27 protein-coding genes are annotated in these 23,796 nt (G+C 72.1%); 24 read left to right on the top strand and 3 right to left on the bottom strand.

From position 1 onward, the window contains the following. The first annotated feature begins 187 nt into the window (after window positions 1–187). The 13 genes from rpsP to ITJ48_RS03990 all read left to right on the top strand — a co-directional run bounded on the left by rpsP (window position 188) and on the right by ITJ48_RS03990 (window position 9,507). A complete protein-coding gene (gene rpsP, locus ITJ48_RS04050; RefSeq protein WP_133737737.1) occupies window positions 188–610 on the top strand; it encodes a 30S ribosomal protein S16 in 423 nt (140 codons plus the stop codon). A 3-nt stretch (window positions 611–613) separates the two neighbouring features. Then, window positions 614–850: an RNA-binding protein gene (locus ITJ48_RS04045; protein WP_123546439.1), complete on the top strand. Its 237-nt coding sequence runs from the start codon at window positions 614–616 to the stop codon at window positions 848–850. A gap of 3 nt (window positions 851–853) precedes the next feature. Beyond that, a complete protein-coding gene (gene rimM, locus ITJ48_RS04040; RefSeq protein WP_370544770.1) occupies window positions 854–1,477 on the top strand; it encodes a ribosome maturation factor RimM in 624 nt (207 codons plus the stop codon). Between the two features lie 10 nt (window positions 1,478–1,487). Beyond that, window positions 1,488–2,180 carry a tRNA (guanosine(37)-N1)-methyltransferase TrmD gene (trmD, locus tag ITJ48_RS04035; protein WP_194612495.1) on the top strand — a complete coding sequence of 231 codons (693 nt, stop codon included), beginning with the start codon at window positions 1,488–1,490 and terminating at the stop codon, window positions 2,178–2,180. Window positions 2,181–2,254: 74 nt separating this feature from the next. Further along, window positions 2,255–2,824 (top strand): hypothetical protein, encoded by a 570-nt coding sequence (locus tag ITJ48_RS04030; protein ID WP_194612494.1) that lies wholly within the window; start codon window positions 2,255–2,257, stop codon window positions 2,822–2,824. Between the two features lie 223 nt (window positions 2,825–3,047). Continuing rightward, on the top strand, window positions 3,048–3,395 hold the full coding sequence (rplS, locus tag ITJ48_RS04025) for a 50S ribosomal protein L19 (RefSeq protein WP_043596315.1): 348 nt from the start codon (window positions 3,048–3,050) through the stop codon (window positions 3,393–3,395). A 65-nt stretch (window positions 3,396–3,460) separates the two neighbouring features. Continuing rightward, window positions 3,461–4,213 carry a signal peptidase I gene (lepB, locus tag ITJ48_RS04020; protein WP_370544769.1) on the top strand — a complete coding sequence of 251 codons (753 nt, stop codon included), beginning with the start codon at window positions 3,461–3,463 and terminating at the stop codon, window positions 4,211–4,213. Beyond that, a complete protein-coding gene (locus ITJ48_RS04015) occupies window positions 4,213–4,848 on the top strand; it encodes a ribonuclease HII (RefSeq protein WP_194612493.1) in 636 nt (211 codons plus the stop codon). Before lepB ends, ITJ48_RS04015 begins: the two co-directional genes overlap by 1 nt. A 69-nt stretch (window positions 4,849–4,917) precedes the next feature. After that, window positions 4,918–5,241 carry a DUF2469 domain-containing protein gene (locus ITJ48_RS04010; protein ID WP_123546435.1) on the top strand — a complete coding sequence of 108 codons (324 nt, stop codon included), beginning with the start codon at window positions 4,918–4,920 and terminating at the stop codon, window positions 5,239–5,241. 105 nt (window positions 5,242–5,346) lie between these two features. Continuing rightward, entirely contained in the window at window positions 5,347–5,709 is a 363-nt protein-coding gene (locus ITJ48_RS04005) for a YraN family protein (RefSeq protein ID WP_194612492.1), read from the top strand. Beyond that, window positions 5,706–7,235 (top strand): YifB family Mg chelatase-like AAA ATPase, encoded by a 1,530-nt coding sequence (locus ITJ48_RS04000; protein WP_370544768.1) that lies wholly within the window; start codon window positions 5,706–5,708, stop codon window positions 7,233–7,235. Before ITJ48_RS04005 ends, ITJ48_RS04000 begins: the two co-directional genes overlap by 4 nt. Beyond that, a complete protein-coding gene (gene dprA, locus ITJ48_RS03995; RefSeq protein ID WP_370544767.1) occupies window positions 7,232–8,482 on the top strand; it encodes a DNA-processing protein DprA in 1,251 nt (416 codons plus the stop codon). The genes ITJ48_RS04000 and dprA overlap by 4 nt, the downstream gene beginning before the upstream one ends. 83 nt (window positions 8,483–8,565) lie before the next feature. Continuing rightward, window positions 8,566–9,507 (top strand): tyrosine recombinase XerC, encoded by a 942-nt coding sequence (locus ITJ48_RS03990; RefSeq protein WP_194612489.1) that lies wholly within the window; start codon window positions 8,566–8,568, stop codon window positions 9,505–9,507. A gap of 64 nt (window positions 9,508–9,571) precedes the next feature. Here the strand turns inward: ITJ48_RS03990 and ITJ48_RS03985 are convergent, their stop codons facing one another. Further along, complete coding sequence (locus tag ITJ48_RS03985) at window positions 9,572–10,165, bottom strand: M23 family metallopeptidase (RefSeq protein WP_194612488.1); 594 nt, start codon at window positions 10,163–10,165, stop codon at window positions 9,572–9,574. 78 nt (window positions 10,166–10,243) lie between these two features. Here ITJ48_RS03985 and ITJ48_RS03980 point away from each other — a divergent pair, with 78 nt between their 5' ends. From ITJ48_RS03980 to ITJ48_RS03930, 11 genes are all read left to right on the top strand, one after another. Next, window positions 10,244–11,764, top strand: coding sequence for a sugar porter family MFS transporter (locus ITJ48_RS03980; RefSeq protein WP_194612487.1), 1,521 nt, complete (start codon window positions 10,244–10,246; stop codon window positions 11,762–11,764). A gap of 70 nt (window positions 11,765–11,834) precedes the next feature. Beyond that, window positions 11,835–13,556: a BCCT family transporter gene (locus tag ITJ48_RS03975; protein ID WP_194612486.1), complete on the top strand. Its 1,722-nt coding sequence runs from the start codon at window positions 11,835–11,837 to the stop codon at window positions 13,554–13,556. Between the two features lie 361 nt (window positions 13,557–13,917). Further along, entirely contained in the window at window positions 13,918–14,874 is a 957-nt protein-coding gene (gene rpsB, locus ITJ48_RS03970; protein ID WP_194612485.1) for a 30S ribosomal protein S2, read from the top strand. 45 nt (window positions 14,875–14,919) lie between these two features. Beyond that, a complete protein-coding gene (tsf, locus tag ITJ48_RS03965; protein WP_123546429.1) occupies window positions 14,920–15,747 on the top strand; it encodes a translation elongation factor Ts in 828 nt (275 codons plus the stop codon). A 169-nt stretch (window positions 15,748–15,916) separates the two neighbouring features. Further along, on the top strand, window positions 15,917–16,636 hold the full coding sequence (gene pyrH, locus ITJ48_RS03960; RefSeq protein WP_192042350.1) for a UMP kinase: 720 nt from the start codon (window positions 15,917–15,919) through the stop codon (window positions 16,634–16,636). Between the two features lie 72 nt (window positions 16,637–16,708). Then, window positions 16,709–17,227 (top strand): ribosome recycling factor, encoded by a 519-nt coding sequence (frr, locus tag ITJ48_RS03955; protein ID WP_228506470.1) that lies wholly within the window; start codon window positions 16,709–16,711, stop codon window positions 17,225–17,227. Further along, window positions 17,228–18,226, top strand: coding sequence for a phosphatidate cytidylyltransferase (locus ITJ48_RS03950; protein ID WP_194612483.1), 999 nt, complete (start codon window positions 17,228–17,230; stop codon window positions 18,224–18,226). It abuts the gene before it with no gap. 46 nt (window positions 18,227–18,272) lie between these two features. Beyond that, window positions 18,273–18,833 carry a DivIVA domain-containing protein gene (locus ITJ48_RS03945; protein WP_228506468.1) on the top strand — a complete coding sequence of 187 codons (561 nt, stop codon included), beginning with the start codon at window positions 18,273–18,275 and terminating at the stop codon, window positions 18,831–18,833. Window positions 18,834–19,073: 240 nt separating this feature from the next. After that, window positions 19,074–19,721 carry a lytic transglycosylase domain-containing protein gene (locus ITJ48_RS16035; RefSeq protein WP_228506199.1) on the top strand — a complete coding sequence of 216 codons (648 nt, stop codon included), beginning with the start codon at window positions 19,074–19,076 and terminating at the stop codon, window positions 19,719–19,721. A 36-nt stretch (window positions 19,722–19,757) separates the two neighbouring features. Continuing rightward, window positions 19,758–20,075, top strand: a complete 318-nt coding sequence (locus ITJ48_RS03935) for a hypothetical protein (protein WP_123546424.1) — start codon at window positions 19,758–19,760, stop codon at window positions 20,073–20,075. 2 nt (window positions 20,076–20,077) lie between these two features. After that, entirely contained in the window at window positions 20,078–20,830 is a 753-nt protein-coding gene (locus ITJ48_RS03930) for an alpha/beta hydrolase (protein ID WP_228506466.1), read from the top strand. Between the two features lie 40 nt (window positions 20,831–20,870). Here ITJ48_RS03930 and ITJ48_RS03925 read toward each other — a convergent pair whose 3' ends face one another. Then, window positions 20,871–21,929, bottom strand: coding sequence for an AI-2E family transporter (locus ITJ48_RS03925; RefSeq protein WP_194612481.1), 1,059 nt, complete (start codon window positions 21,927–21,929; stop codon window positions 20,871–20,873). Window positions 21,930–21,984: 55 nt separating this feature from the next. Next, entirely contained in the window at window positions 21,985–23,736 is a 1,752-nt protein-coding gene (locus tag ITJ48_RS03920) for a hypothetical protein (RefSeq protein ID WP_194612480.1), read from the bottom strand. Window positions 23,737–23,796 lie beyond the last annotated feature (60 nt).

The following is a 23,796-nucleotide window of genomic DNA, read 5'->3' as shown; positions in this document are numbered from 1 at the left end:
AGGGTCCGCCGACACGATCTCGAGGGATTGGCAGATCGGCCGTCGGGTCTGCAACAATGGTGGGTCGAGTCTTCGGTCGTCCGACCCTCTAATCAGGTGGCCGCCAGACCTCATAGAGCTTTCGAGCCGAGTGTGCCCCCACGCTCACGGCTAGCAACTCGCCCACATCACATCACACAGGAGAATTGTGGCTGTCAAGATCCGTCTCAAGCGCATGGGCAAGATCCGTGCTCCGTACTACCGCATCGTCGTCGCCGACTCGCGCACCAAGCGCGACGGTCGTGTCATCGAGGAGATCGGCAAGTACCACCCCACCGAGGAGCCCTCGTTCATCGAGGTCGACTCCGAGCGTGCGCAGTACTGGCTCGGCGTGGGCGCCCAGCCCTCCGAGCAGGTCGCCGCCATCCTCAAGCTCACGGGCGACTGGGGCCGCTTCAAGGGCGACGCCGACGCCGTCAGCACCGTCAAGACCAAGGCTCCGAAGGAGTCCTTCGTCGCCGACGAGAAGAAGAAGCCCGTCCTCGTCCCCAAGTCGGAGAAGCCGGCCAAGGCCGAGCCCGCCGAGGCCCCGGCCGAGGCTGCTGACGACGCCGAGACCACCGAGGCGTAGTCAGTGCTCGCACCTGCACTCGAACACCTCGTCCGGGGGATCGTCGATCACCCGGACGAGGTGCAGGTCGTCGAGTCGTCGTCGCCCCGCGGCGACGTGCTCGAGGTGCACGTCCACCCCGACGACCTCGGGCGTGTGATCGGCCGTTCCGGCCGCACCGCCAAGGCCCTCCGCACCCTCGTGACGGCGATCGCCGACGGCAAGCGCGTCCGGGTCGACGTCGTCGACAGCGATTCCTGAGCCGTGGCTCCCACCGACAAGACCCAGCTCCGCGTGGGGCGGCTCACCAAGGCCCACGGCCTGAAGGGCGCGCTCAAGCTCGAGCTGTTCACCGACACTCCTGAGCAGCGCTTCACCCCCGGCGCCTCGTTCACGCTGCAGGTCCCGGAGACCAGCGAGTGGAGCGGCAAGACGCTGACCCTCGGCGAGCTCCGGTGGTACAACGGCCACCCCGTCGGCTTCTTCGAGGGCGTCGACGACCGCACCGCGGCCGAGTCCCTCGTCAAGGCGATCCTCTGGGTCGACCAAGACCTGGACGAGCTCCCCGACGAAGACGACGCCTGGTACCACCACCAGCTCGTCGGCCTCCGGGTCGAGCGCGACGGCGTCGTCGTCGGGACCGTGGCGCGCGTCGACCATCTGCCGGCGCAGGACCTGCTGGCCGTCGAGACGGAGCAGGGCGAGGTCCTCGTGCCCTTCGTCAGCGCCCTCGTGCCCTCGGTCGACATCGAGGCGGGCGTCGTCACCGTGACGCCGCCTCCCGGGCTCTTCGAGGAACTCGCCGAAGCCGACACCGACACCGACGCCGACGCCGAGCCTGCGTCGAGCGAGGCCGACGAGGCCGCACGTCCCTCCGACGAGAACTGACGGCGGCGCGGTGCGCATCGACATCGTGTCGATCTTCCCGGAGTTCTTCTCCGTGCTCGACATCTCGCTCCTCGGCAAGGCCCGGCAGCAGGGCCTCCTCGACGTCGCCGTGCACGACCTGCGCGACTTCACCCACGACCGGCACCGAACCGTCGACGACACCCCGTACGGCGGCGGGGCCGGCATGGTGATGAAGCCCGAGCCGTGGGGCGAGGCGCTCGACCACGTGCTGGGCGACGACGCCGACCCGGAGACGACGACCGTCATCGTCCCGTCGCCGGCGGGCACGCCGTTCACCCAGGCGCTGGCGCGCGAGCTCGCCGCCGTGCCGCACCTCGTCTTCACCTGCGGGCGCTACGAGGGCATCGACCAGAGGGTGGTCGAGCACGCGGCGACCCGCGTGACCGTGCGCGAGATCAGCCTCGGGGACTACGTCCTCAACGGGGGAGAAGTGGCCGTGACCGCGATGATCGAGGCCGTCGGCCGTCTCGTCCCCGGGGTCGTCGGCAACCCGGAGAGCCTCACGGAGGAGAGCCACGAGGGCGGCCTGCTCGAGTACCCGAGCTACACGAAGCCCGCCTCGTGGCGCGGGCTCGACGTGCCGCCCGTCCTCATGGGCGGCAACCACGGCGCGATCGCCTCGTGGCGTCACGAGCAGCAGGTCGAGCGGACCCGGCGGGTGCGCCCCGACCTGCTCGACTGAGCACCGCGCCTCCTCGGCCGGGCCTCGTCCGGCTTCGCAGCCAGTTCTCCGCCGGGCGCCCGTAGCCTCGTCGCATGGCGATCCGTCGAGTCCTGTACCGCCTCCTCTGGCCTGCCGTCTTCGTGCTGCCCCTGTGGGTGCTCTTCGGGCGGGCCTTCTTCGGCGTCCCGCTGGGGCTGCAGGTCCTCGGGCAGCTCGTGCTGGTGCCGCTGCTCTTCGTCGGCCAGGCGGTCGCCGCGGGCGTCGTCACGGCTCGCCGCAGCGTCCGTGACGACCGAGCCGTTTCCTGGGTCGACGCCGGTCTGCTGGCCCTCACGTGGGCGGCTCAGCTCGCCCTCGGCTTCTTCCTCGTCGACGGGTCCGCCGCCTCCTCGGCGTCGTCGGCGTTCACCCGCGTCGTGCCCGGCGGCGACCTCGACCTGTCGAGCGCGCTCTTCGGGCTGTCGGCCGTCGTCACCGTCGCCGGGGGCCTCGGCCTCCTCGCGGCCGCCGTGTGGCAGTTCCTGGCGGAGGCGCGGCGCCGGGTCGCGGCCTCGCTGGCCGACCTCGACCGGGTCGCGACGGCAGCCAGGGTCGACGCCCGCGCCGCAGGGCTCGCCTCCGGCGACCCCGCCAGGGTCATCCGCATCACGCCGCGGGACTAGCGCCCGGGCATCCGCATCTCGCCGCGTGAGCAGCGCCAGGGTCGCGCCGCTCGCGGCGGTGGCGTCGGGGCGCGCGGCTGTGGCATGATTGACGCTTGTGCCTGGGCACGACTCTGCCTCAGGGGAGTCTGCCTCTCCAGAGCACGTCTTCTTCATCACCAGATGGTGGGCAACCCACCACGAACGGCAGTCGACCTGTGGCGGCTGCAGAGAGCGAACGACTATGCACATCCTCGACGCGGTTGACTCCGCCAACCTCCGCTCGGACGTCCCCGACTTCCGTGCCGGCGACACCGTCAAGGTGCACGTGAACATCATCGAGGGCACGCGCTCGCGCGTCCAGGTCTTCCAGGGTGTCGTCATCGGCAAGCAGAACGAGGGCATCCGCGAGACCTTCACGGTCCGCAAGGTCAGCTTCCAGGTCGGCGTCGAGCGCACCTTCCCGGTCCACTCGCCGGTCATCGACCACATCGAGGTCGTCAGCCGCGGCGCCGTCCGTCGCGCCAAGCTGTACTACCTCCGCGAGCTCCGCGGCAAGAAGGCCAAGATCAAGGAGAAGCGCGACAACTGACCCCGTCGCACGATCTTCACCGAGCTCCCCGCCCTGTACGATGGCGGGGAGCTCGGGCGGTTAAATTGACGAATGCATCCCTGCGGCGCCGTCTGCGCCGTCCCCGTCGTGACGACGACCGCAAGCGCGGCGTCGGCACGTTCCTGCGCGACGTGGTGGTCATCTTCCTCGCCGCGCTCCTCATCTCGTTCCTGATCAAGACGTTCCTGATCCGGTCGTTCTACATCCCCAGCGGGTCGATGGAGGACACGCTGCAGATCAACGACCGCATCATCGTCAACGAGCTCGTCCCCGACCTCGTCGACGTGAAGCGCGGCGACGTCGTCGTCTTCACCGATCCCGGCGGCTGGCTCGAGGGCACGGCCCCCGTCGCCCCCGCCTCGGGCGGTCCCGTCTCCGACGGCCTCTCGTGGTTCCTCACCCAGGTGGGCCTCGGCGCACAGGACAGCAACGACCACCTCATCAAGCGGGTCATCGGGCTGCCGGGCGACACCGTCGAGTGCTGCAACGACTACGGGCAGATGTCGGTCAACGGCGTGCCGATCGAGGAGCCCTACGTCAAGTTCCCCCCGGGCGAGACGCGGGTGTCCGGCGACGACTTCTCCGTCACGGTGCCCGAGGGGTCGCTCTGGGTGATGGGCGACAACCGCTACAACTCGAAAGACTCCCGGTACAACCGCGAGACGCCGAGCCAGGGCTTCGTGCCGATGTCGGACGTGGTGGGCCGGGCCTTCGTGATCAGCTGGCCGTCGACGCGGTGGACGTGGCTCGGCGACTACCCCGACGTCTTCCGCGGCACCGAGCGCGACGGCGAGTGATGGCCGTCGTCGATCCCACCCTCGACGTCGAGCGTGAGCTGCACGCCCGTGGTGCCACCTGGGTGATCGGCTGCGACGAGGTCGGCCGGGGCGCCATCGCGGGCCCCGTCGCCGTCGGCCTCAGCGCCGTCCACGCCGAGTGCGGCGAGATGCCCCTCGGCCTGCGCGACAGCAAGCTGCTCAGCGAGAAGCGTCGCGAGGCGCTCTACCCCGTCGCCACCGGCTGGGTGCAGGCACATGCGGTCGGGCTGGCCGAGGCGCACGAGGTCGACCGGATCGGCATCGTGGCCGCACTCGGCCTCGCCGGCCGGCGTGCGCTGACCGCCCTGCACGAGGCGGGGGTGGGCATCATGAGCTCGGTCGTCGTCCTCGACGGGAACCACGACTACCTGTCCCCGGCGCTGACGACGGTGCCCCGCATCACGACCCGGGTCAAGGCCGACCGTGACTGCGCCTCCGTCGCCGCCGCCTCCGTCATCGCCAAGGTCCACCGCGACCGCATGATGATCGAGGCCGACGAGGTGCACCCCGGCTACGGCTGGGCGGGCAACAAGGGCTACGGCTCGGGGGCCCACTACGCGGCCCTCGGCGAGCTCGGGCCGTCGCCCCTGCACCGCCTCACCTGGCTGCACTGAGACTCGACCAGCTGCGGTGACGAGTCCCCGGCGTGCTGCTCGTCCGCAGCCGCGTAGGATGGCTTCTCGATGGACGAGGACGAGTTCGAAGACTACGACCGTGAGGTCGAGCTCGCGTTGTACCGCGAGTACCGGGACGTGGTGTCGCAGTTCCGCTACGTCGTCGAGACGGAGCGGCGCTTCTACCTGGCCAACGAGGTCGATCTCGTGCGCCGCGACACCGAGCACGACTTCTACTTCGAGCTGACGATGACCGACGTCTGGGTGTGGGACGTCTACCGCTCCGACCGCTTCGTGAAGTCGGTCCGCGTGCTCACCTTCAAGGACGTGAACGTCGAGGAGCTGACGGCGCGCGACCTCGAGCTGCCCAAGGAGCTCGCACTCGACGAGTAGCTCGTCCCTCCCCAGCTGATCGATGCGGGGCGCCCGTCCCCAGGGCGGCGTCCCCGACCGGCGACCTCGACCACACCTCCGGCACAGTCCGTGCAGGAGGTCGAGATGGCGAAGAAGGACGAGACGGGTCGGCACGGCGAGGTGCTCGCCGCCCGGTGGCTCGAGGACCACGGGCTGAGCGTGGTCGAGCTGAACTGGCGGTGCCGCGAGGGCGAGATCGACGTCGTGGCGCTCGACGGCGACGAGGTCGTGGTCGTGGAGGTCAAGACGCGCCGCGGCGTCGGCTGGGGGCACCCCCTCGAGGCGGTGACCCCGGTGAAGCTGGCCCGGCTGAGGCGCCTGGCCGGTGCGTGGCTCGAGGCGCACCCCGGCACGGGCAGGCGGGTGCGCATCGACGTCGTCGGCGTCGTCCTCGGACGCACCTCGGCCGACGACGAGATCTCGCACGTGCGGGGAGCCGTCGCGTGAGCGTCGGTCGCACGAGGGCCGTGTCCCTGCTCGGGCTCGAGGGCGCGCTCGTCGAGGTCGAGGCGGACATCGGCCCCGGCCTGCCGGCCTTCGTCATCATCGGGCTCCCCGACGCCTCGCTCGGCGAGGCTCGTGACCGCGTGCGGGCGGCGGCCACCAACGCCGGGTGCGCCCTGCCGGCGCGCAAGCTGACGGTCAACCTGTCGCCCGCGTCGCTGCCGAAGCACGGCTCGTCGTTCGACCTGGCCATCGCGATGGCGGCACTCGCGGCGTCGGGTCTCGTGTCGGCGCAGTCGGTGGAGGAGGCGGTCCACCTCGGCGAGCTCGGGCTCGACGGCCGGGTCCGGCCGGTCGACGGCGTGCTGCCTGCCGTCCTCGCTGCTCGCCGAGCGGGCGTCCGCACCGTCGTCGTCCCGGCGGACGCCGTCGACGAGGCGTCGCTGGTGCCGGGCATCAGCGTGGTCGGGGTGGCGAGCCTCCGCGAGGCCGCCATCCGGCACGGCGCCGACCTCGTCCCCGAGCCGGTCGACGCGATCCGCAGGCCGCGGGTCGACGACCCTCGGCGGCAGGACACCGACCTCGGCGACGTCATCGGCAACTCCGACGCCGTCGAGGCCCTGGTCGTCGCCGCGGCCGGCGGCCACCACCTGCTGATGGTGGGTCCGCCGGGGGCAGGCAAGAGCATGCTCGCCGCGCGCCTGCCGGGCCTCCTGCCCGACCTCGACGTCGACGAAGCGCTCGAGGTCAGCTCCGTCCGTTCGTTGTCCGGCAGGCCGATCGACGGGGAGCTCGAGCGACGCCCGCCCTTCGAGGATCCCCACCACACGTCGAGCGCCGCGGCCATGGTCGGCGGCGGCAGCAGCGTGATCCGCCCGGGCGCCGTGACCCGGGCGAGCCGCGGAGTGCTCTTCCTCGACGAAGCCCCCGAGTTCTCGCAGTCCGTCCTCGACTGCCTCCGCCAGCCCCTCGAGTCCGGGCAGGTGGTCATCCACCGGGCCCGCGCCGTCGCTCGGTTCCCGGCCCGTTTCCAGCTGGTGGCCGCCGCGAACCCGTGCCCGTGCGGACAGCACGGCACCCGGGACGGCGACTGCGTCTGCACGCCGATCCAGCGGCGGCGCTACCACGCGAAGCTCTCGGGCCCGCTCGTCGACAGGATCGACATCCAGCTGCAGGTCGCCCGCATCAGCTCGGCGCAGTTCCGCCTCGCCGAGACGGCCGAGGTCGTCACGACGGCGGCGGCGCGGGCACGGGTCGAGGAGGCGCGGCGTCGGTCTGCCGCCCGGCTCGCCGACACCCCGTGGCGGCTCACCGCCGAGGTCTCGGGCACCTGGCTGCGGTCCCCGGGCCGCCGGCTCCCGCTCTCCGCGACCCGTCCCATCGACCGCGCCCTCGAGTCGGGCGCCCTGACCATGCGGGGCTACGACCGCGTGCTGAAGGTCGCGTGGACGCTCGCCGACCTCGACGCCGCCGACGTGCCGGGCCACGGGCACGTCGCCCGGGCGCTCGGTCTCCGGCGGTCGCTGTGAACGCGCTGCTCTCGGCCAGCACGGCCGACCTCGTCGACCTCGCCGCCGGGGTGCGGGCCGACGAGCCGTCCCGGTGCGACCCCGTCGACGCGTTCGGGCTCGCGGCCTGGAGCGGCGTCGCGTCCGACGGCGACGCCGCGGCGGGTGCCTGCCGTCGGGCCCTGGGCCCGGCCGTGTCGCTCCGGCTGGTGCTGGAGTCGCTCGCAGCGCGGCGCTCGGAGCTCGACCCCGGGGTCCTCGGGGCACGGATGGTCGCGGCCGGGGTACCCGACGTCGACCGCCTCGAGCTGCACCGGGCGCTGAGCCGGTGGGCACCACGGGTCGAGGCCGCGACGGTCCGTGGCTGGTTCCGGTCCGCGACGGCCCTGGGCGTCCGCGTCGTGGTGCCGGGCGACGCCTCGTGGCCGTCGGCCCTCGACGACCTCGGCGACCACGCGCCCGCAGCCCTCTGGCTGCGAGGCGGCGGGCAGCTGCCCGAGACGCGGACCGGCGTGGCCCTCGTCGGGGCGAGGGCGGCGACGTCCTACGGCGAGCAGGTCGCCGCCGACCTGTCGAGCGGGCTCTCCGACCGCGGGCTCGTCGTGGTCTCGGGCGGCGCGTACGGCGTGGACGGCATGGCGCACCGAGCCGCCGTCGCGTCGGGTGCCGGCACGGTCGCCGTGATGGCGGGCGGGGTGGACCGCTTCTACCCGACCGGGCACGACGACCTGCTCCGTGCCGTCCTGCGCGACGGCCTCATGGTCTCCGAGTCGCCGTGCGGCACCATGCCCCACCGGTTCCGGTTCCTCAGCCGCAACAGGCTGATCGCCGCCCTCAGCGCCGCGGTCGTCGTCGTCGAGGCCGGTCAGCGCTCGGGATCGCTCAACACGGCCGGCCACGCGACCGCGCTGGGGCGTCCCGTCGGGGCCGTGCCGGGGCCGGTCACGTCGCCGCTCTCGGCCGGCTGCCACGCGCTGCTCCGCTCCGGCCTCGCGACGTGCGTCACGGGGCTGTCCGACGTCGTCGAGCTCGTGGGCGGCGAGGACGACCTCGTCGAGCAGGCCTGGCAGGCCGAGCAGCCCGTCGACGTCGGCCGCGTGCAGGACGCCCTGAGCACGCGGGTCGAGCGCAGCACGGACGAGGTCGCCGCCGCCTCCGGCCTCTCGGTCGCGACGGTGCGGACCCTCCTGGCCGAGATGGAGGCCGACGAGCTCGTGGAGCGACGGCCTGCCGGGTGGCGCCGCCGTCCCGCCGCGCGACGTGGGTAGCCTGGCCCCGTGCGAGCGACGACGGACAGCGGGCTCGGGGCGCACGGGTCGACCGGGGCCTCCCGCGACGGGCGGGTCAGGCCGTGACGCGCCTCCTCGGCGACGTCGAGCGGTTCCTCGCCCACCTCCGTGACGGGCGGGGCCTCAGCGAGCACACGGTCCGGGCCTACGCCTCCGACCTCGACGCCCTCGACGCCCACGCCGCCGGGCGGGCGGGCCGGCCGCCGGTCACCGCCGACCTCGACCTCGAGCTGCTGCGCGACTGGCTGTGGCGCTCGACCGAGTCGGGGCTCGCCCGGACGACCCTGGCACGACGGGCAGCGAGCGCACGGGCGTTCACGCGTTGGCTGGACGAGACGGACCGCACGGCCGCCGACGTGGGCGTGCGGCTCCGCGCCCCGAAGGCCGAGAGCCACCTGCCGCGCGTCCTCACGTCGCCTCAGATCGACGGCGTGCTGCGGTCGCTGGCCGTCCGCGCCGACACGGCCGACCCCGGGGCCCGACGCGACCTCGCCGTCGTCGAGCTGCTCTACGGGTCAGGCCTGCGCGTGTCCGAGCTGGTGGGCACCGACGTCGGCGACCTCGACCTCGAGCGGCGCACCGTGCTCGTGACGGGCAAGGGCGCCAAGCAACGGGTCGTGCCCTTCGGGGTGCCCGCGGCAGAGGCGCTCGACCGCTGGCTCACGCTCGGGAGGCCGGCGCTCGCTGCGACGGCCCCCGCCGATCCGGCCGGAGCCGACGACGCGCGTCGTGCGGCGTTCCTCGGGGCCGGCGGAGCGCGGCTCGGCACCCGCGCCGTGCACCGGCTCGTCGCGGGGCTGCTGGTCGACCTCCCCGGCGGCGGCCCGGCGGGGCCGCACGCGCTGCGGCACACCGCGGCGACCCACCTGCTCGACGGCGGCGCCGACCTCCGCGCCGTGCAGGAGCTGCTCGGGCACGCGAGCCTGGGAACCACGCAGATCTACACCCACGTGTCGACCGAGCGGCTCCGCGAGAGCTACCGGACGGCCCACCCGAGGGCCTGACCCGCAGGCCGGTCGTCCACCCGCCCCGTCCACGGAACAGCCCCGGTCACCCCGGTGGCCCCGGTCACCCGGGTCGACGTGTCGGCAGCAGCACCGACGGCCGTCCGAGCCCGAGCATCAGGAGCGGCGACACGTACTCACCGTCGATCCGCGCTCCGAGGTGGACGCACTCGACGTCCGGGCAGTGCCCCGCCTGGACCGTCCCGACGACCTGCCCGCGCACGACGGTCTCGCCCGCGGCCAGCTCGCTGACGACGGGCTCCAGGCTGCTGAGCACGCCGTCGGCGTGGCGCAGCGACAGCACGGGACGATCGACCACCACGCCCGCGAAGTGCACGACGCCGTCGTCCGGCGCCGTCACGGCCGAGCCGGTCGGCGTGCCGACGTCGATGCCCCGGTGCCCCGGAGACCAGCGGTGCTCGGGCGCCGTGAAGGCCCGGACGACAGGGTGCGGCGGGGCCGCGGGCCACGACCACGGCACGGCTGGCGCCGACGACGTCCCGGCCGTCGTGCCGGTCGACGTGGCGCTCGCCGTGGCGTCGGTGCCCGAGACGTGCACGAGCAGCAGCGCCGGCAGCGCGACCAGCAGGCCGAGGAGGCGGGGGAGGCGGGGGAGGGGGCGCGGGCGGGGGCGACCCCGTCGACAGGTGGTGTCCATCGTGAGACTCTGCCGAGCGTGCACCGATCCCGCACCGGGCGTACTGTTCACGCGTGCACGAACACCTGTGCACGACGGATGTGGGGGAGCGAGGACACGAGCCCGCTCCCCGAGCAGTGGAACGGAGACCCAGTGTCGAACGCGGCGCGATCAGCAGAGACGACGAAGAGCCTGAACAGACGGGTGACGGCTCTCGCGGTCGCCGCGGCCGTCGGCGGCTTCCTCTTCGGCTTCGACTCGTCAGTCATCAACGGAGCGGTCCAGAGCATCACCGACGAGTTCGGGCTGACCGAGTTCGCCTCGGGCTTCGCCGTGGCCTCGGCCCTGATCGGCTGTGCGATCGGCGCGTACATCGCCGGCCGCCTCGCCGACAAGATGGGCCGCATCAAGGTCATGCTCATCGGCGCGGCCCTGTTCCTCATCAGCTCGATCGGCGCCGCGTTCGCCTTCGCGGTCTGGGACCTCGTCCTGTGGCGCGTCATCGGCGGCCTCGGCATCGGCATCGCCTCCGTGATCGCCCCGGCGTACATCTCCGAGGTCTCGCCGAAGGCGATCCGGGGTCGGCTCGCGTCGTTCCAGCAGCTCGCCATCACCCTCGGCATCTTCGTCGCCCTGCTCTCGGACCAGCTCTTCGCGGTCACCGCGGGCGGCGCCTCCGAGCCGTCGCTCTTCGGCCTCGCCGCGTGGCGCTGGATGTTCCTCGTCGGAATCGTCCCCTCCGTCGTCTACGGCTTCCTCGCCTGGCGACTGCCCGAGTCGCCGCGCTACCTGGCCGGCGAGGGGCGGGAGGACGAGGCGAAGGACGTGCTGAAGAGCATCGTGCCCGCCGAGACCGTGGACACGAGCCTGAAGGAGATCACGGACTCCATCGCCACCGAGGCCGCCCTCGACAAGAAGTCGAGCATCCGCGGCACGAGGTTCGGCCTGCAGCCGATCGTCTGGGTCGGCATCATCCTCGCCGTGCTGCAGCAGTTCGTCGGCATCAACGTGATCTTCTACTACTCGACGACCCTCTGGCAGGCTGTCGGCTTCCAGGAGAGCGACTCCTTCACGATCTCGACCATCACGGCCGTGGTCAACGTCGTCGTCACGTTCGTGGCGATCGGCCTGGTCGACAAGGTCGGTCGTCGCCCGCTGCTGCTCGCCGGCTCGATCGGGATGTTCGTCAGCCTCGCCGTCACGGCGATCTCGTTCAGCCAGTCGGTCGTCGACTCCAGCGGAGACCCCCAGCTGCCCGGTGCCTGGGGCCCGGTCGCGCTCGTCGCGGCCAACCTCTTCGTCGTGTCGTTCGGCGCCACCTGGGGCCCGCTCATGTGGGTCCTGCTCGGCGAGATGTTCCCGAACAGCATCCGCGCGACGGCGCTCGGCGTCGGCAGCATGGCCAACTGGATCGCCAACTTCATCGTCACGGTGTCGTTCCCGTCGCTCGCCGCCCTCAGCCTCACGCTGTCGTACGGCATCTTCGCGGCCTTCGCCCTCATCTCGTTCTTCTTCGTGCTCGCGAAGATCCCCGAGACCAAGGGCCGCAGCCTCGAGGAGATGGGTGTGTCCGCGGTCGAGTCGGGCTCCGGCAAGCCCGCCAGGGGCGCCCGCGCCTGATCTCTGGCATCATCGACGAACGCCCTGTCCGGCTCCGGGCGGGGCGTTCTCGCTGTGGAAGGACGTTCTCATGAGCCACGCCGACGACTCGACCCCGGTCGAGCCTGCCGACGGACCCTCGACGGAGGGCGCGACCACGGTCGCGTCCCGGGACCAGGAGGCGCCCTCCGGCGCCTCGAGGAAGCGCGCGTTCGCCCCGTGGGTCTTCTGGCCCGCGGCCGCGATCATCCTCGCGTTCGTGGTGTTCGCCATGCTGTTCCCCCAGATCGCCGAGGGCCTGTTCGGCGCCGTCCAGACCGGCATCGTCGGCGCCTTCGGGTGGTACTACGTGCTGTTGGCCGCGGTCTTCGTGGTCTTCGCGCTCTGGATGGGGCTCAGCCGCTACGGCGACATCAAGCTCGGCAAGGACGACGACGAGCCCGAGTTCTCGCGCGGCTCCTGGCTGTCGATGCTCTTCGCCGCGGGCATGGGCATCGGCCTCGTCTTCTACGGCGTCGCCGAGCCGCTCAGCCACTACGCCAGCCCCCGGCCGGGCGTGACGGGCAACGACAACGAGCTCGCCGGTCAGGCCCTCAGCCAGACCTACCTGCACTGGGGCGTCCACGCCTGGTCGATCTACATCGTCGTCGGCCTCGGCATGGCCTACGCGATCCACCGTCGGGGCCGCCCGGTCTCGATCCGCTGGGCGCTCGAGCCCCTCCTCGGCGACCGCGTCAAGGGCGGCTGGGGCAACCTGATCGACGTCGTCTCGGTCGTCGGCACGCTCTTCGGCGTCGCCACGTCGCTCGGCCTCGGCGTCCTGCAGATCTCGGCGGGCCTCTCCGCCGCCGGCATCGCCGAGCCGACTATCGTCGTCCAGGTGGTCCTGATCGCCGCCATCACGGGCGTCACGATCTTCTCGCTCGTCAGCGGCGTCACCAAGGGCATGAAGTGGCTGTCGAACATCAACATCGTGCTCGCCGCGCTCCTGCTCGTCTTCGTGCTCGTCAGCGGGCCCACCCTCTTCCTCCTCCGCGACTTCGTTCAGTCGCTCGGCGCCTACCTGCAGAACGTCGTCGGCCTGACCTTCACCGTGAGCGCGTTCTCCGGTGCCGAGGGCGAGGCCTGGCAGGGCAGCTGGACCACCTTCTACTGGGGCTGGTGGATGTCCTGGGCGCCCTTCGTCGGCATCTTCATCGCCCGGATCTCGAAGGGGCGCACCGTCCGCGAGTTCGTCACCGGCGTCCTCGTCGTCCCGACGGTCCTCACGTTCCTCTGGTTCAGCGTCATGGGCGGCGCGGCCCTCTACCGCGAGGTGTTCGGCGGGGGAGGCCTGGTCTCGGCCGACGGCTCGGTCGACACCGAGGGCGCCCTGTTCGAGATGCTGCAGGGACTGCCGGGCGGCTCGATCGCCGTCTTCGGCGCCATCCTGCTGATCGGCCTGTTCTTCATCACGTCGTCCGACTCCGGCTCGCTCGTGCTCGGGATGATCTCGACCGGCGGCGACACCGAGCCGAAGACCTGGGTCCGCATCTTCTGGGCCGTCGTCACCGCGCTCGTCGCCATCGCCCTGCTGCTGACCGGTGGCCTCGACGCCCTGAAGACCGCGGCGATCATCACCGCGCTGCCCTTCAGCGTCGTCATGATCGGCATCTGCGTCGCGACATTCCGTGCCTTCGACGACGAGCACCGGAAGTTCCTCCGGGCGCAGCGCCGGCAGTTCCGCGACAGCATCGGCGACCACTTCGGACTCGAGGAGGCGGCCCACCCGAGGCGTCGTCCGCTCGGCTTCCTGACGCGCCGACCCCGCTGAGCCGACGGGGCTCGCGCCCCCGCCGTCGGGCGCCCGCAGGGCCGTCCCGGAACACGACCCGCAGGGGCGTCCCGCATCGTCGGGGCGCCCCTCGTCGGTGCTACCATGAGCACGCAGCCTGCTCAGCAGGCTGACTTCGCGTGCCCGTGCGTCTCGACGCACCTCGCCCTCGCAGCTCAGTTGCCCCGCAGCTCGGCCGCCCGCGGCGTGACACCGGCCTCCGCATCCACTCGGTCCGATCGTGCTCCGGCACGGGCGGCGGATGCGTGCCCGGGCACCAGGCAGCGGCGGCCGTCCGGCCGCCCAGACAACCGACAACAGGCTCGCGCCCGCGCGTGCCGCAGAAAATAGGAGAACGACCATGGCCGTCGTCACCATCCGCCAGCTGCTCGACAGCGGCGTCCACTTCGGACACCAGACCCGCCGCTGGAACCCGAAGGTGAAGCGATTCATCCTCGCCGAGCGCTCCGGCATCCACATCATCGACCTGCAGCAGTCGCTCGGCTACATCGACCAGGCGTACGACTTCGTCAAGGAGACGGTCGCCCACGGCGGCACCGTCCTCTTCGTCGGCACCAAGAAGCAGGCCCAGGGCTCCATCGCCGAGCAGGCGAACCGCGTCGGTCAGCCCTTCGTGAACCAGCGCTGGCTCGGTGGTCTGCTGACCAACTTCCAGACGGTCTCGAAGCGCCTCGCCCGCATGAAGGAGCTCGAGGACATCGACTTCGACGACACGACGCAGGGCTTCACCAAGAAAGAGCTCCTGATCAAGAAGCGCGAGCTCGACAAGCTGCACAAGACGCTCGGCGGCATCCGCAACCTCACCAAGACGCCGTCCGCCCTCTGGGTGGTCGACACCAAGAAGGAGCACCTCGCGATCGACGAGGCCAAGAAGCTGGGCATCCCGGTCATCGGCATCCTCGACACGAACTGCGACCCCGACGAGATCACCTTCCCGATCCCCGGCAACGACGACGCCATCCGCTCCGTCGGCCTGCTGACCCGCATCGTCGCCGACGCCGCCGCCGAGGGCCTGGTGCAGCGTCACCAGAAGCCCGAGGACGCCGACGCTCCCGTCGAGCCCCTCGCCGAGTGGGAGGCCGAGCTGCTCGCCCAGGGTGAGGCCAAGGCCGCCGAGTCGGCTCCTGCCGCCGAGGCTGCTCCCGCCGCCGAGGCCGTTCCCGTCGAGGAGAACGACGCCGACGCTCAGGTCGCCGAGAAGCCCCTGGGCGAGCCGGTCGTCGAGCCCGTCGCCGAGCCCCGCGACGAGACCGCTGCGGAGCCGGCCGACGCCGACGCCGCCGCGGACGCGAAGTAGAACCCCCCACCTCCCCCTTCCGACTCCACGAAAGGAAGTCAGACAATGGCGAATTTCTCCGCCGCTGACGTGAAGACCCTCCGTGACCGCCTCGGCGCGGGCATGATGGACAGCAAGAACGCGCTCGTCGAGGCCGATGGCGACATCGAGAAGGCCGTCGAGATCCTGCGCGTCAAGGGACTGAAGGGCGTCGCCAAGCGCGAGGGCCGTCAGACCACCGCGGGCCTCGTCGCCGCCAAGGCGTCGGGCGGCTACGCCACCCTGATCGAGCTCGCCAGCGAGACCGACTTCGTCGCGAAGAACGAGAAGTTCATCGCGCTGGCCGACTCCGTGCTCGAGGCCGTCGCGGCCTCCGGCGCGAAGGACGCCGCCGAGGGCAACGCCGCCGCGATCGGCGGCCAGACCGTCGAGGCCTTCGTCAACGACGAGGCCGCGCTCATGGGCGAGAAGGTCGAGCTCCGCACGGTCGCCCGCGTCGAGGGCACCGAGTTCGCGATCTACCTGCACAAGACCTCGAAGGACCTGCCCCCGCAGGTCGGCGTGGTCGTGGGCTACACCGGCTCCGACGCCGAGACCGCTCGCTCGATCGCCCAGCACGTGGCCTTCGCCGCGCCGACGTACCTGTCGCGCGACGAGGTCCCCGCCGAGGACGTCGCCAAGGAGCGCGCCATCGTCGAGGAGACCGCGAAGAACGAGGGCAAGCCCGAGGCCGCCCTGCCGAAGATCATCGAGGGTCGCCTGACCGGCTTCTTCAAGGAGATCGCCCTGCTCGACCAGGCCTACGCGAAGGACAGCAAGCTGTCGGTCGCGAAGGTCGTCGAGCAGGCCGGCATCGAGATCCAGGGCTTCGCCCGGATCAAGGTCGGCGCCTAGCCAGCCACGGGACGGGGTCCGGGACGCACGCGTCCCGGACCCCGTTCGTGCGCCCGCCGCCGTCCCGGTCCGTCGAGGCCGAGGAGGTGCGCGCCGGGCACCAGACGATCGGGCACCTGCGCCGCGACTCGCTACCCTGGCTACGGCCACGACACGAGGGAGACCCCACATGACGACAGACACCACCACACGACGACGCGTCCTCCTCAAGCTCTCGGGCGAGGCTTTCGGGGGCGGGCAGCTCGGCGTCAACCCCGACGTCGTCGGAGCCATCGCCCGCGAGATCGCCGAGGCCGCGAAGGACGTCGAGATCGCCATCGTCGTCGGCGGCGGCAACTTCTTCCGCGGCGCCGAGCTGAGCCAGCGCGGCATGGACCGGGCACGGGCCGACTACATGGGCATGCTGGGCACCGTCATGAACGCCCTCGCCCTGCAGGACTTCCTCGAGCAGGCCGGCGCCGCCACGCGCGTGCAGAGCGCCATCGAGATGACCCAGGTCGCCGAGCCGTACATCCCGCGCCGCGCGGAGCGCCACCTCGAGAAGGGCCGCGTCGTCATCTTCGGCGCGGGCGCAGGCCTGCCCTACTTCTCGACCGACACCGTCTCGGCGCAGCGCGCGCTCGAGATCGGGGCCGCCGAGGTGCTGGTCGCGAAGAACGGCGTCGACGGCGTCTACTCGGCGGACCCCCGCCACGACCCGTCCGCGGTCAAGCTCGACCGCCTCACCTACCAGGAGGCGCTGGTCCAGGGCCTGAAGGTGGTCGACTCGACCGCGTTCAGCCTCTGCATGGACAACGGCATGCCGATGCACGTCTTCGGGATGGAGGGCGACGGCAACATCGCCCGCGCCATCCGGGGCGAGCGCATCGGGACCCTCGTCAGCAACTGACGACTAAGCTCGACGACGAACCAAGGGAGCATCGTGACGATCACTGACGTACTGACCGAGACACGCGAGAAGATGGACCGGGCCCTCGAGTCGGCCAAGACGGACTTCGGGCAGGTGCGGACCGGGCGGATCAACCCCAGCCTGTTCCAGAAGATCCCGGTCGACTATTACGGGACGCCGACGCCGCTGGCTCAGCTCGCGTCGCTGCAGGTGCCCGAGGCGCGCACCATGATCGTGACGCCGTACGACAAGTCGGCCCTTAAGGAGATCGAGAGGGCCATCGCGACCTTCCCGAACCTCGGTGCCAGCCCGACCAACGACGGCACGCTCGTCCGCGTGACGATCCCCGAGCTGACGCAGGACCGCCGCAAGGAGTTCGTGAAGATCGTCCGCGGCAAGGGCGAGGACGCCAAGGTGCAGATCCGCAACGTCCGGCGCAAGTCGAAGGAGTCGCTCGACGCGCTCAAGACCGAGGTCGGCGACGACGAGGTCGCGCGCGGCGAGAAGGAGCTCGAGGCGATCACGAAGGGCTACATCGACCAGATCGACGACGCCCTGAAAAAGAAGGAAGCCGAGCTGCTCGAGGTCTAGATGAGCGACGCACCCGACGGCGCACGTCCCGACGAGTCGGTGCCGACACCCAAGACCACCCTCGGCAGCCGTCGCGCCGACTTCGACGCCAGGGCGCAGGCCGCACGGCACGACCTCGAGAACCAGATCCGCAGTCGGCGTGCCCAGCTCGGTGCCCGCAACGAGAAGCTGACGGCCCGCACGGGTCGCAACCTCCCCGCGGCCATCGCTGTCGGTGTCGGGCTCGGCGCGGCCGTGCTGCTGAGCCTGATCTTCGAGCCGGCGTTCTTCATGATCGTCGCCGGCGCCCTGATCGGGTCGCTGTGCTTCGAGCTGACGAGCGCGCTCCGCTTCGCCGGGCGCGACGTGCCCCGTCTGCCGAGCGTGCTGGTGGGCCTGGCCATGGTCCCGCTCTCCTTCGTCTTCGGGGTGCAGGGCCAGTGGCTCGGCCTCGTCGGCGGCGTCCTCGTCGTCTCGCTCTGGCGGGTGGCCGAGCTGGTGCGTTCCTCGCACCGCAAGCCCGCCTCCGTCGTCTGGCGCGACATCGGCGCCGGCGCGTTCGTGCAGATCTACTGCTCGTTCCTCGGCAGCTTCATGCTCGTCCTCGCGGCCGAGCCGAACGGCGCCAACTGGACGCTGGCGACGCTCATCATCGTCATCGCCGTCGACACGGGGGCGTACGCGACCGGCCTGAACTTCGGCAAGCACCCGATGGCCCCGCGCATCAGCCCCAAGAAGACGTGGGAAGGCTTCGCCGGGTCCGTCGCCGCGAGCCTGATCGCGGCCGTGCTCACCTCGTGGCTGATGCTCGACGAGCCCTGGTGGTTCGGCTTCGTCCTCGGCGGCGTGATCATCGTCACCGCGACGATCGGCGACCTCTCCGAGTCGCTGATCAAGCGCGACCTCGGCATCAAGGACATCAGCACCTGGTTGCCCGGCCACGGCGGGTTCCTCGACCGCCTGGACAGCACGCTGCCGTCCGCGGCAGCCGCGTACGCGCTCTACCTGCTGGTCACCTGACCCGGCCCAGGGTCCCGCCCCGGGCCCCCGAGGCCGATGCGGCATGATGGACGGCGTGAGCTCAACTTTCCCCACGGTGCCCAAGGGCCAGCGCGGCTACGACGTGTCCGAGGTCGAGGCGTTCCTCGCCGAGGCGCGAGCCGCCTACACGGGCGGCGCGGAGGCGGCGTCGCCGGTCGACTCGGCCCGCATCCGGCGCACCGCGTTCTCGATGCGGAAGGGCGGCTACTCCCCGGCGCACGTCGACCAGGCGCTCGAGCGCCTGGAGGACGCCTTCGCGAGCCGCGAGCGTGACCGGGCGGTGACCGCCGCCGGCGACGAGGGCTGGTACGGCGAGGCGCGCAGCGCGGCCGAGGAGATCGTGGCCAGGCTCGACCGTCCGGTGGGGCACCGGTTCGACCGCGTCAGCGTGCTGACCGTCGGCTACCACCCCAAGGACGTGGACCGTCTGGCCCGGCGCCTCCAGGGCTACTTCACGGACGGCAAGGCCCTCAGCATCGACGACGTGCGGGGATCGGTCTTCCGCGCCCGGCGCGGGGGATACCGCGAGGCGCAGGTGGACGTGCTCCTCGACGCCGTGGTCGACGTCATGCTCGCCGTCCGCTGACGGATGCCCCGCGGGGCTGGCGACCGGCCCGTCCGCGACGCGCCATCGGGGCCCTGGCCGATCCGTGACGGATCCGTTACCCTGGACGGACTCATGGGCAGGCACTCAGCGAACGCGACCACGGGCCACTCTCTCTCCGAGCAGCGGTTGGTCGTCAGTCGACCTCGGACGATCGAGAGGCGGCGCGTCCCGGCATCGCTCCTGGCCCCTCCTGCAGCACCGCCGGCCCCCCGGGCCCGCATGTCCGCAGGTCGCCGCTACGCGCTGCCCCTGGTGGGCTTCGCCGCGACCTTCGCCTTCGTGTCCGCGTCGCTGGTGAACCCGCTCTCGGGCGCCGAGGCGGCGACGACCAGCGTGGGCGGCGCTGCGGCCCTCGTCGCTCCCGGTCAGTCCTTCGTGGTGGGTGCCGGCGTCGTGCTCGCCGCCGATCGCGACCAGTACGGCGTCACCCTGCCGCCGCCTCCGCCGCCGCCCGCGCCGGTCGTCGAGGAGGCCCCGACGGACGAGCCCGCTGCTGCCGCCTCGTCGTCGGGCAGCGCGAAGAAGCCGTCGTCGGGCGCCGCGCCCGTGGCGGGCGTCCCCGACCCGGGCACGGCGAAGGCCATCGCCGCCGAGATGGTCGCCGCACGCGGCTGGGGCACCGGCGAGTACGACTGCCTGGTCTCGCTGTGGAACAAGGAGTCGGGCTGGAACATCAACGCGCACAACGCGTCGAGCGGTGCCCACGGCATCCCGCAGGCTCTGCCCGGCAGCAAGATGGCCTCGGCGGGAGCCGACTGGCAGACCAACCCGGCGACCCAGATCACCTGGGGCCTGGGATACATCCAGGGTCGCTACGCGACGCCGTGCGGCGCATGGGGCCACTCGCAGTCCGTCGGCTGGTACTGACCCCCGACCGCTGAGGGGCGGGCTACGCTGGAGGGCATGCCCCGCAGCAACCGCCCGCGTCGTCCGCGCGACCGAGCGGAGCGGAACCGCACGGAAGAAGTCCGTGACGAGCGCGATCTCGCGCGTTCCCTCTTCGGTGGTCCGCGGACCGAGACCCGGCGCGGGCGTGAGTTCGTCGTGCAGTCGGTGTCGGCGTCCTCCGCGGTCAAGGACTACACCTGCCCCGGCTGCGCGCTGACGGTCTCTCCCGGCACGCCCCACCTCGTCGTCTGGCGTGCCGACGGGCTCTTCGGCGAGCAGGACGACCTCGCCTCCCGCCGACACTGGCACACCCACTGCTGGAGGATCTCGTGACCCTGCCCCCTGCCTCTCCCGTGGACGTCCGCGGCGGCGTCGAGCTCCCGGCGCGCCGATCCGACGTCGAGATCCGCACGGCGGACGGGCTCGCCCTGGTGGGCGAGCTGGCGCTGCCGCTCGACCGGGACCCGGTCGCCACCCTGGTGACGCTGCACCCCCTCCCGACTGCCGGCGGGTTCATGGACTCGCACGTGATCCGGAAGGCCGCGGCGCGTCTGCCGGCGCTGGCCGACGTCGCCGTCCTCCGCTTCAACTTCCGCGGCGTCTCGTCGCCCCGGGGGCGTTCCGAGGGCTCCTTCGGCGAGGGCGAGGCCGAGGCCGCCGACCTGAGGGCAGCCGTCGCGCTCGCCCAGGGCGCCGGACTGCCCACGCCGTGGCTGCTCGGCTGGTCGTTCGGCACCGAGGTCGCGCTGAAGCACGGCCGCGGCGTCGACGTCGCGGGGCTCCTCCTGCTCTCCCCGCCCCTGCACCGCACGACCGAGGCCGAGCTCGCCGCGTGGAACGAGAACGACGTCCCGATCGTCGCCGTGGTCCCCGAGCACGACGACTACCTGCAGCCCGAGGAGGCGCGGGCACGGTTCGCGGCCGTGCCCCGCGCCGAGGTCGTCGCGGTCGAGGGCGGCAAGCACCTCTGGGTGGGCGAGAAGCAGACGTCGAGGGTGCTCGACGAGATCGTGCGGCGCGTGGCGCCCGGCGCGCTCCCGCTGCCGACCACGTGGCCTGCCTCGGAGGGCGAGCAGGCCGCCTCCTAGGAGAGCCCTGCCTTCGGCTCGTCCGCGGCCGGACCGGCCGTCAGCGGGCGTCCTGCCGGGGCACGACGACCTGGCGGATGATCAGGAGGACCGAGGCGGCGACCGGGATGGCGATCAGGGCCCCGAGCACGCCCAGCAGCGTGCCGCCGGTGAGCGCGGCGATGACGACGACGACTCCCGGCACCTTCACCGCGCGGCGCATGATGCGAGGGCTCAGGACGTACGCCTCGACCTGCATGTAGACGAGGTACCAGATGGCGGCGGTGACCCAGGTGGCGGGGGAGTCCGGCAGCAGCACGATCTGCGCGAGCACGATGATCGCCGACCCGCTGATGGTGCCGACGAGCGGGATGATCGAGCCGAGGAACGCGATGAAGGCGAAGACCGCCGGCTGCTGCGCCCCGATGGAGCTGAGGAAGATGAAGCTGAGGACGCCGTTGATCGCGGCGAGCGTGAACTGGCCGATCACGTAGCGGCCGACCGACTGGCTGATCTGCTCGGCGATGTCGGCGAAGCGCACGCGCTTGGAGGCAGGGACGAGCTGGTAGATGCCGGCCTTGAAGGTGTTGATCGACGAGGTGAAGTAGAGCACGAGGATGACCACGACGACCGTGGCGAAGACCCCGTTGCCGATGGCCACGCCGACGGCCAGCACGCCGCCGCCGATCGTGACGACGTTGTCGGGGTTCGTGAGGAAGTCCAGGACCGAGTCGAGCGCCTGCTGCACGTCGAAGAAGTTCTGGGGCACGAGAGCCTGGAGGTTGTCGACGAACTCCTGAGTGGTGACGCTCTGCAGGTACGTGACGAGGTTCGTGATCAGCGTGGTCGCCTGGCTGACGATGACGGGCACGATCGCGAACACCACGCCGACGAAGGCCCCGATCGCGACCGTGAAGACGATGACGATCGCGAGCCAGCGCGGCACCGAGCGGTTCTCCAGCCAGGACACGACCGGGTCGAGGCCCAGGGCGATGAAGATCGCGGCCCCGACGTAGGTGAGGATCGTCGACAGCTCGCTGAGGGCGCCCCCGATGACGAGGGCGGCGATGACGCCGAGGCCCGCCAGCAGCCCGAGGCGGAAGGGATCGTGGATCTTCACGCGGGCGGCTCCTGTCGACGGCCGGTGCGCCGTTCAGCTCGACGCCACCGGTTGTCTACTCTGGCGCACCCTGCGCCTGCGGGGCCAACACGGCGCGCAGGTTCTCGAGGTACCCCGCGACGGCGTCGCGTTCCTCGCGGATCTCGGCGAGGCGACGCTCGGCGTCGTCGGTGAGCTCGGCGGACCGGCGCTCGGCCTCGTCGACCAGGCTCGCGGCGCGCTGCTCCGCGTTCGTGAGGACGTCGTGGGCCGTGGCGTCGGCCTCGGAGCGGACCGTGCGGGCGTGCTCGTGCGAGGTGCGCTCCAGCTCGTCCGCCTCGCGTCGGGTCTCGACGGCACGCTGACGCGCCTCCTCGAGCTGCCCCGCGGCGTCGTCGAGGTAGCCCTGCGTCTCGGCCACCGCAGCGTGGTGCCGCTGGACCAGCTCGCGCTCGGCCTCGTCGCGTCGCGTGCGCAGCTCGACCTCGGCGTCGCTGCGGCGTTCCTCGAGCTCGCGGGCGAGCTCGGCGACGGCGGTCTCGCGGTCCGCGACGAGCCTCGCCTGCTGCGTCGCGGCCTCGGCTGCGAGGCGCACGCGTTGCGCCTCCTCGTCGTCGACGAGCTGCGCCTGGCTCTCGGCCACCTCGGCGTCGAGGTCGGCCCTCGCGTTGACCGTCTCGGCCTCCACGACGGCACGTGCCTCACCCGCCTCGCGCTCGAGCCGGTCCCGCTGCTGCTGCACCTCGCGCTCGAGGCGCTCGTGGGTGGCGACGACCTCGGCGGAGAGGGCGTCACGAGCCGTCGTCAGCTCGTGCTCGAGGTCGGCCCGCGCGGACTCGACGTCCCTCCGGGCCGCGAGGCGCGCCTCCTCGACCTCGCGTTCCAGGGCGGCGCGCGTCTGCGCGACGTCCGCGTCGAGCTCTGCCCTGGTGACCGCGACGTGCTCCGCGAGCTCCGCACGGCCGGTGTCGACGTCGTCGTCGAGCTCCGCGCGGGCGGCCTCGACCTCTCGGGCGAGGTCGTCCCGTCGGGTGGCCACCTCGAGCTCGAGGTCGGCGCGGGTGGTCTCGTCGAGGCGCGCCAGCTCGGCGCGGACCGTCTCGGACTCGCGGGCGAGGTCGGCGCGCACGCGCTCGTCCTCGGCGACGAACTCGGCGCGTGCCAGCTCGGTGTCCCGTGCCAGCGCCGCGGCGCCGTCACGGGCGTCGGCGACCTCGCGCTCGACCTGGGCCCGCAGCTCGGCGACCTCGCGCTCAGCCGTCGCGTGCAGGGCGGCGACCTCGTGCCGTGCCGTGCTGACGTTCTCGGCCGACTCGGTGGCCGCGGCGCCCCGCATCGCGGACGAGTCGCGCTGGGCCTCCTGCAGCAGCGAGCGCGCCTCGCCGCGCGCCCTGGCCACCATGCGGTCGGCCTCGCCGGTGCTCTCGGCGACCTGGGCGGCGGCCCGGCCCCGGGCGTCCTCGAGGAGGGCGTCGGCCCGCTCCCGGGCGTCGGAGAGCACCCGTCGTGCCTCGCTCGTCGACGAGGTGCGGAGCTCCTCGGAGTCGATGTCGGCCTTGCTGACGAGGGCGGTCGCCTGTTCCTCCGCGAGCCGGAGGGTCTGCTCGAGCTTGCTGCCCAGCCCGGCGTAGGTGGGCGTGCCGGCCTCCTCGAGCTCCGTCTGCAGGTCGTCGAGCCGGGTCTGGAGCTGCTTCACGTTGCCTGCCATCTCGGCACGGTCGGCGTTGGCCTTGATCAGCTCGCGACGCAGGTCGCCGAGGGCCGCGTCGACGTCGTCCTTGCGGTAGCCGCGCAGCTCGGTCCCGAATTCCGTGTCGTCAGCAGCCACTGTGTCTCCCTCGCGTCCGTGGCGGGCACTGCTCACGTGCCCGGCGCGACGATTTTAGCG

The sequence above is a fragment of the Frigoribacterium sp. VKM Ac-2530 genome (assembly GCF_015350835.1).
Lineage (GTDB): Bacteria > Actinomycetota > Actinomycetes > Actinomycetales > Microbacteriaceae > Frigoribacterium.
The sequence above is the reverse complement of the archived record's forward strand: the minus strand, read 5'-3'. Positions and strand labels throughout refer to the sequence as shown.

What these genes read in the sequence shown, in the direction of transcription:
- ITJ48_RS03975 (WP_194612486.1), top strand. Translation starts at nt 11,835, where the DNA reads ATGAGCCACGCCGACGACTCGACCCCGGTCGAGCCTGCCGACGGACCC.
- ITJ48_RS03945 (WP_228506468.1), top strand. Translation starts at nt 18,273, where the DNA reads ATGGACGGCGTGAGCTCAACTTTCCCCACGGTGCCCAAGGGCCAGCGC.
- ITJ48_RS04005 (WP_194612492.1), top strand. Translation starts at nt 5,347, where the DNA reads ATGGCGAAGAAGGACGAGACGGGTCGGCACGGCGAGGTGCTCGCCGCC.
- tsf (WP_123546429.1), top strand. Translation starts at nt 14,920, where the DNA reads ATGGCGAATTTCTCCGCCGCTGACGTGAAGACCCTCCGTGACCGCCTC.
- ITJ48_RS04010 (WP_123546435.1), top strand. Translation starts at nt 4,918, where the DNA reads ATGGACGAGGACGAGTTCGAAGACTACGACCGTGAGGTCGAGCTCGCG.
- ITJ48_RS03950 (WP_194612483.1), top strand. Translation starts at nt 17,228, where the DNA reads ATGAGCGACGCACCCGACGGCGCACGTCCCGACGAGTCGGTGCCGACA.
- ITJ48_RS03985 (WP_194612488.1), bottom strand. Translation starts at nt 10,165, where the DNA reads ATGGACACCACCTGTCGACGGGGTCGCCCCCGCCCGCGCCCCCTCCCC.
- rpsB (WP_194612485.1), top strand. Translation starts at nt 13,918, where the DNA reads ATGGCCGTCGTCACCATCCGCCAGCTGCTCGACAGCGGCGTCCACTTC.
- ITJ48_RS03980 (WP_194612487.1), top strand. Translation starts at nt 10,244, where the DNA reads ATGTGGGGGAGCGAGGACACGAGCCCGCTCCCCGAGCAGTGGAACGGA.
- ITJ48_RS04030 (WP_194612494.1), top strand. Translation starts at nt 2,255, where the DNA reads ATGGCGATCCGTCGAGTCCTGTACCGCCTCCTCTGGCCTGCCGTCTTC.
- ITJ48_RS04015 (WP_194612493.1), top strand. Translation starts at nt 4,213, where the DNA reads ATGGCCGTCGTCGATCCCACCCTCGACGTCGAGCGTGAGCTGCACGCC.
- pyrH (WP_192042350.1), top strand. Translation starts at nt 15,917, where the DNA reads ATGACGACAGACACCACCACACGACGACGCGTCCTCCTCAAGCTCTCG.
- ITJ48_RS16035 (WP_228506199.1), top strand. Translation starts at nt 19,074, where the DNA reads ATGTCCGCAGGTCGCCGCTACGCGCTGCCCCTGGTGGGCTTCGCCGCG.
- ITJ48_RS03935 (WP_123546424.1), top strand. Translation starts at nt 19,758, where the DNA reads ATGCCCCGCAGCAACCGCCCGCGTCGTCCGCGCGACCGAGCGGAGCGG.
- rplS (WP_043596315.1), top strand. Translation starts at nt 3,048, where the DNA reads ATGCACATCCTCGACGCGGTTGACTCCGCCAACCTCCGCTCGGACGTC.
- frr (WP_228506470.1), top strand. Translation starts at nt 16,709, where the DNA reads ATGGACCGGGCCCTCGAGTCGGCCAAGACGGACTTCGGGCAGGTGCGG.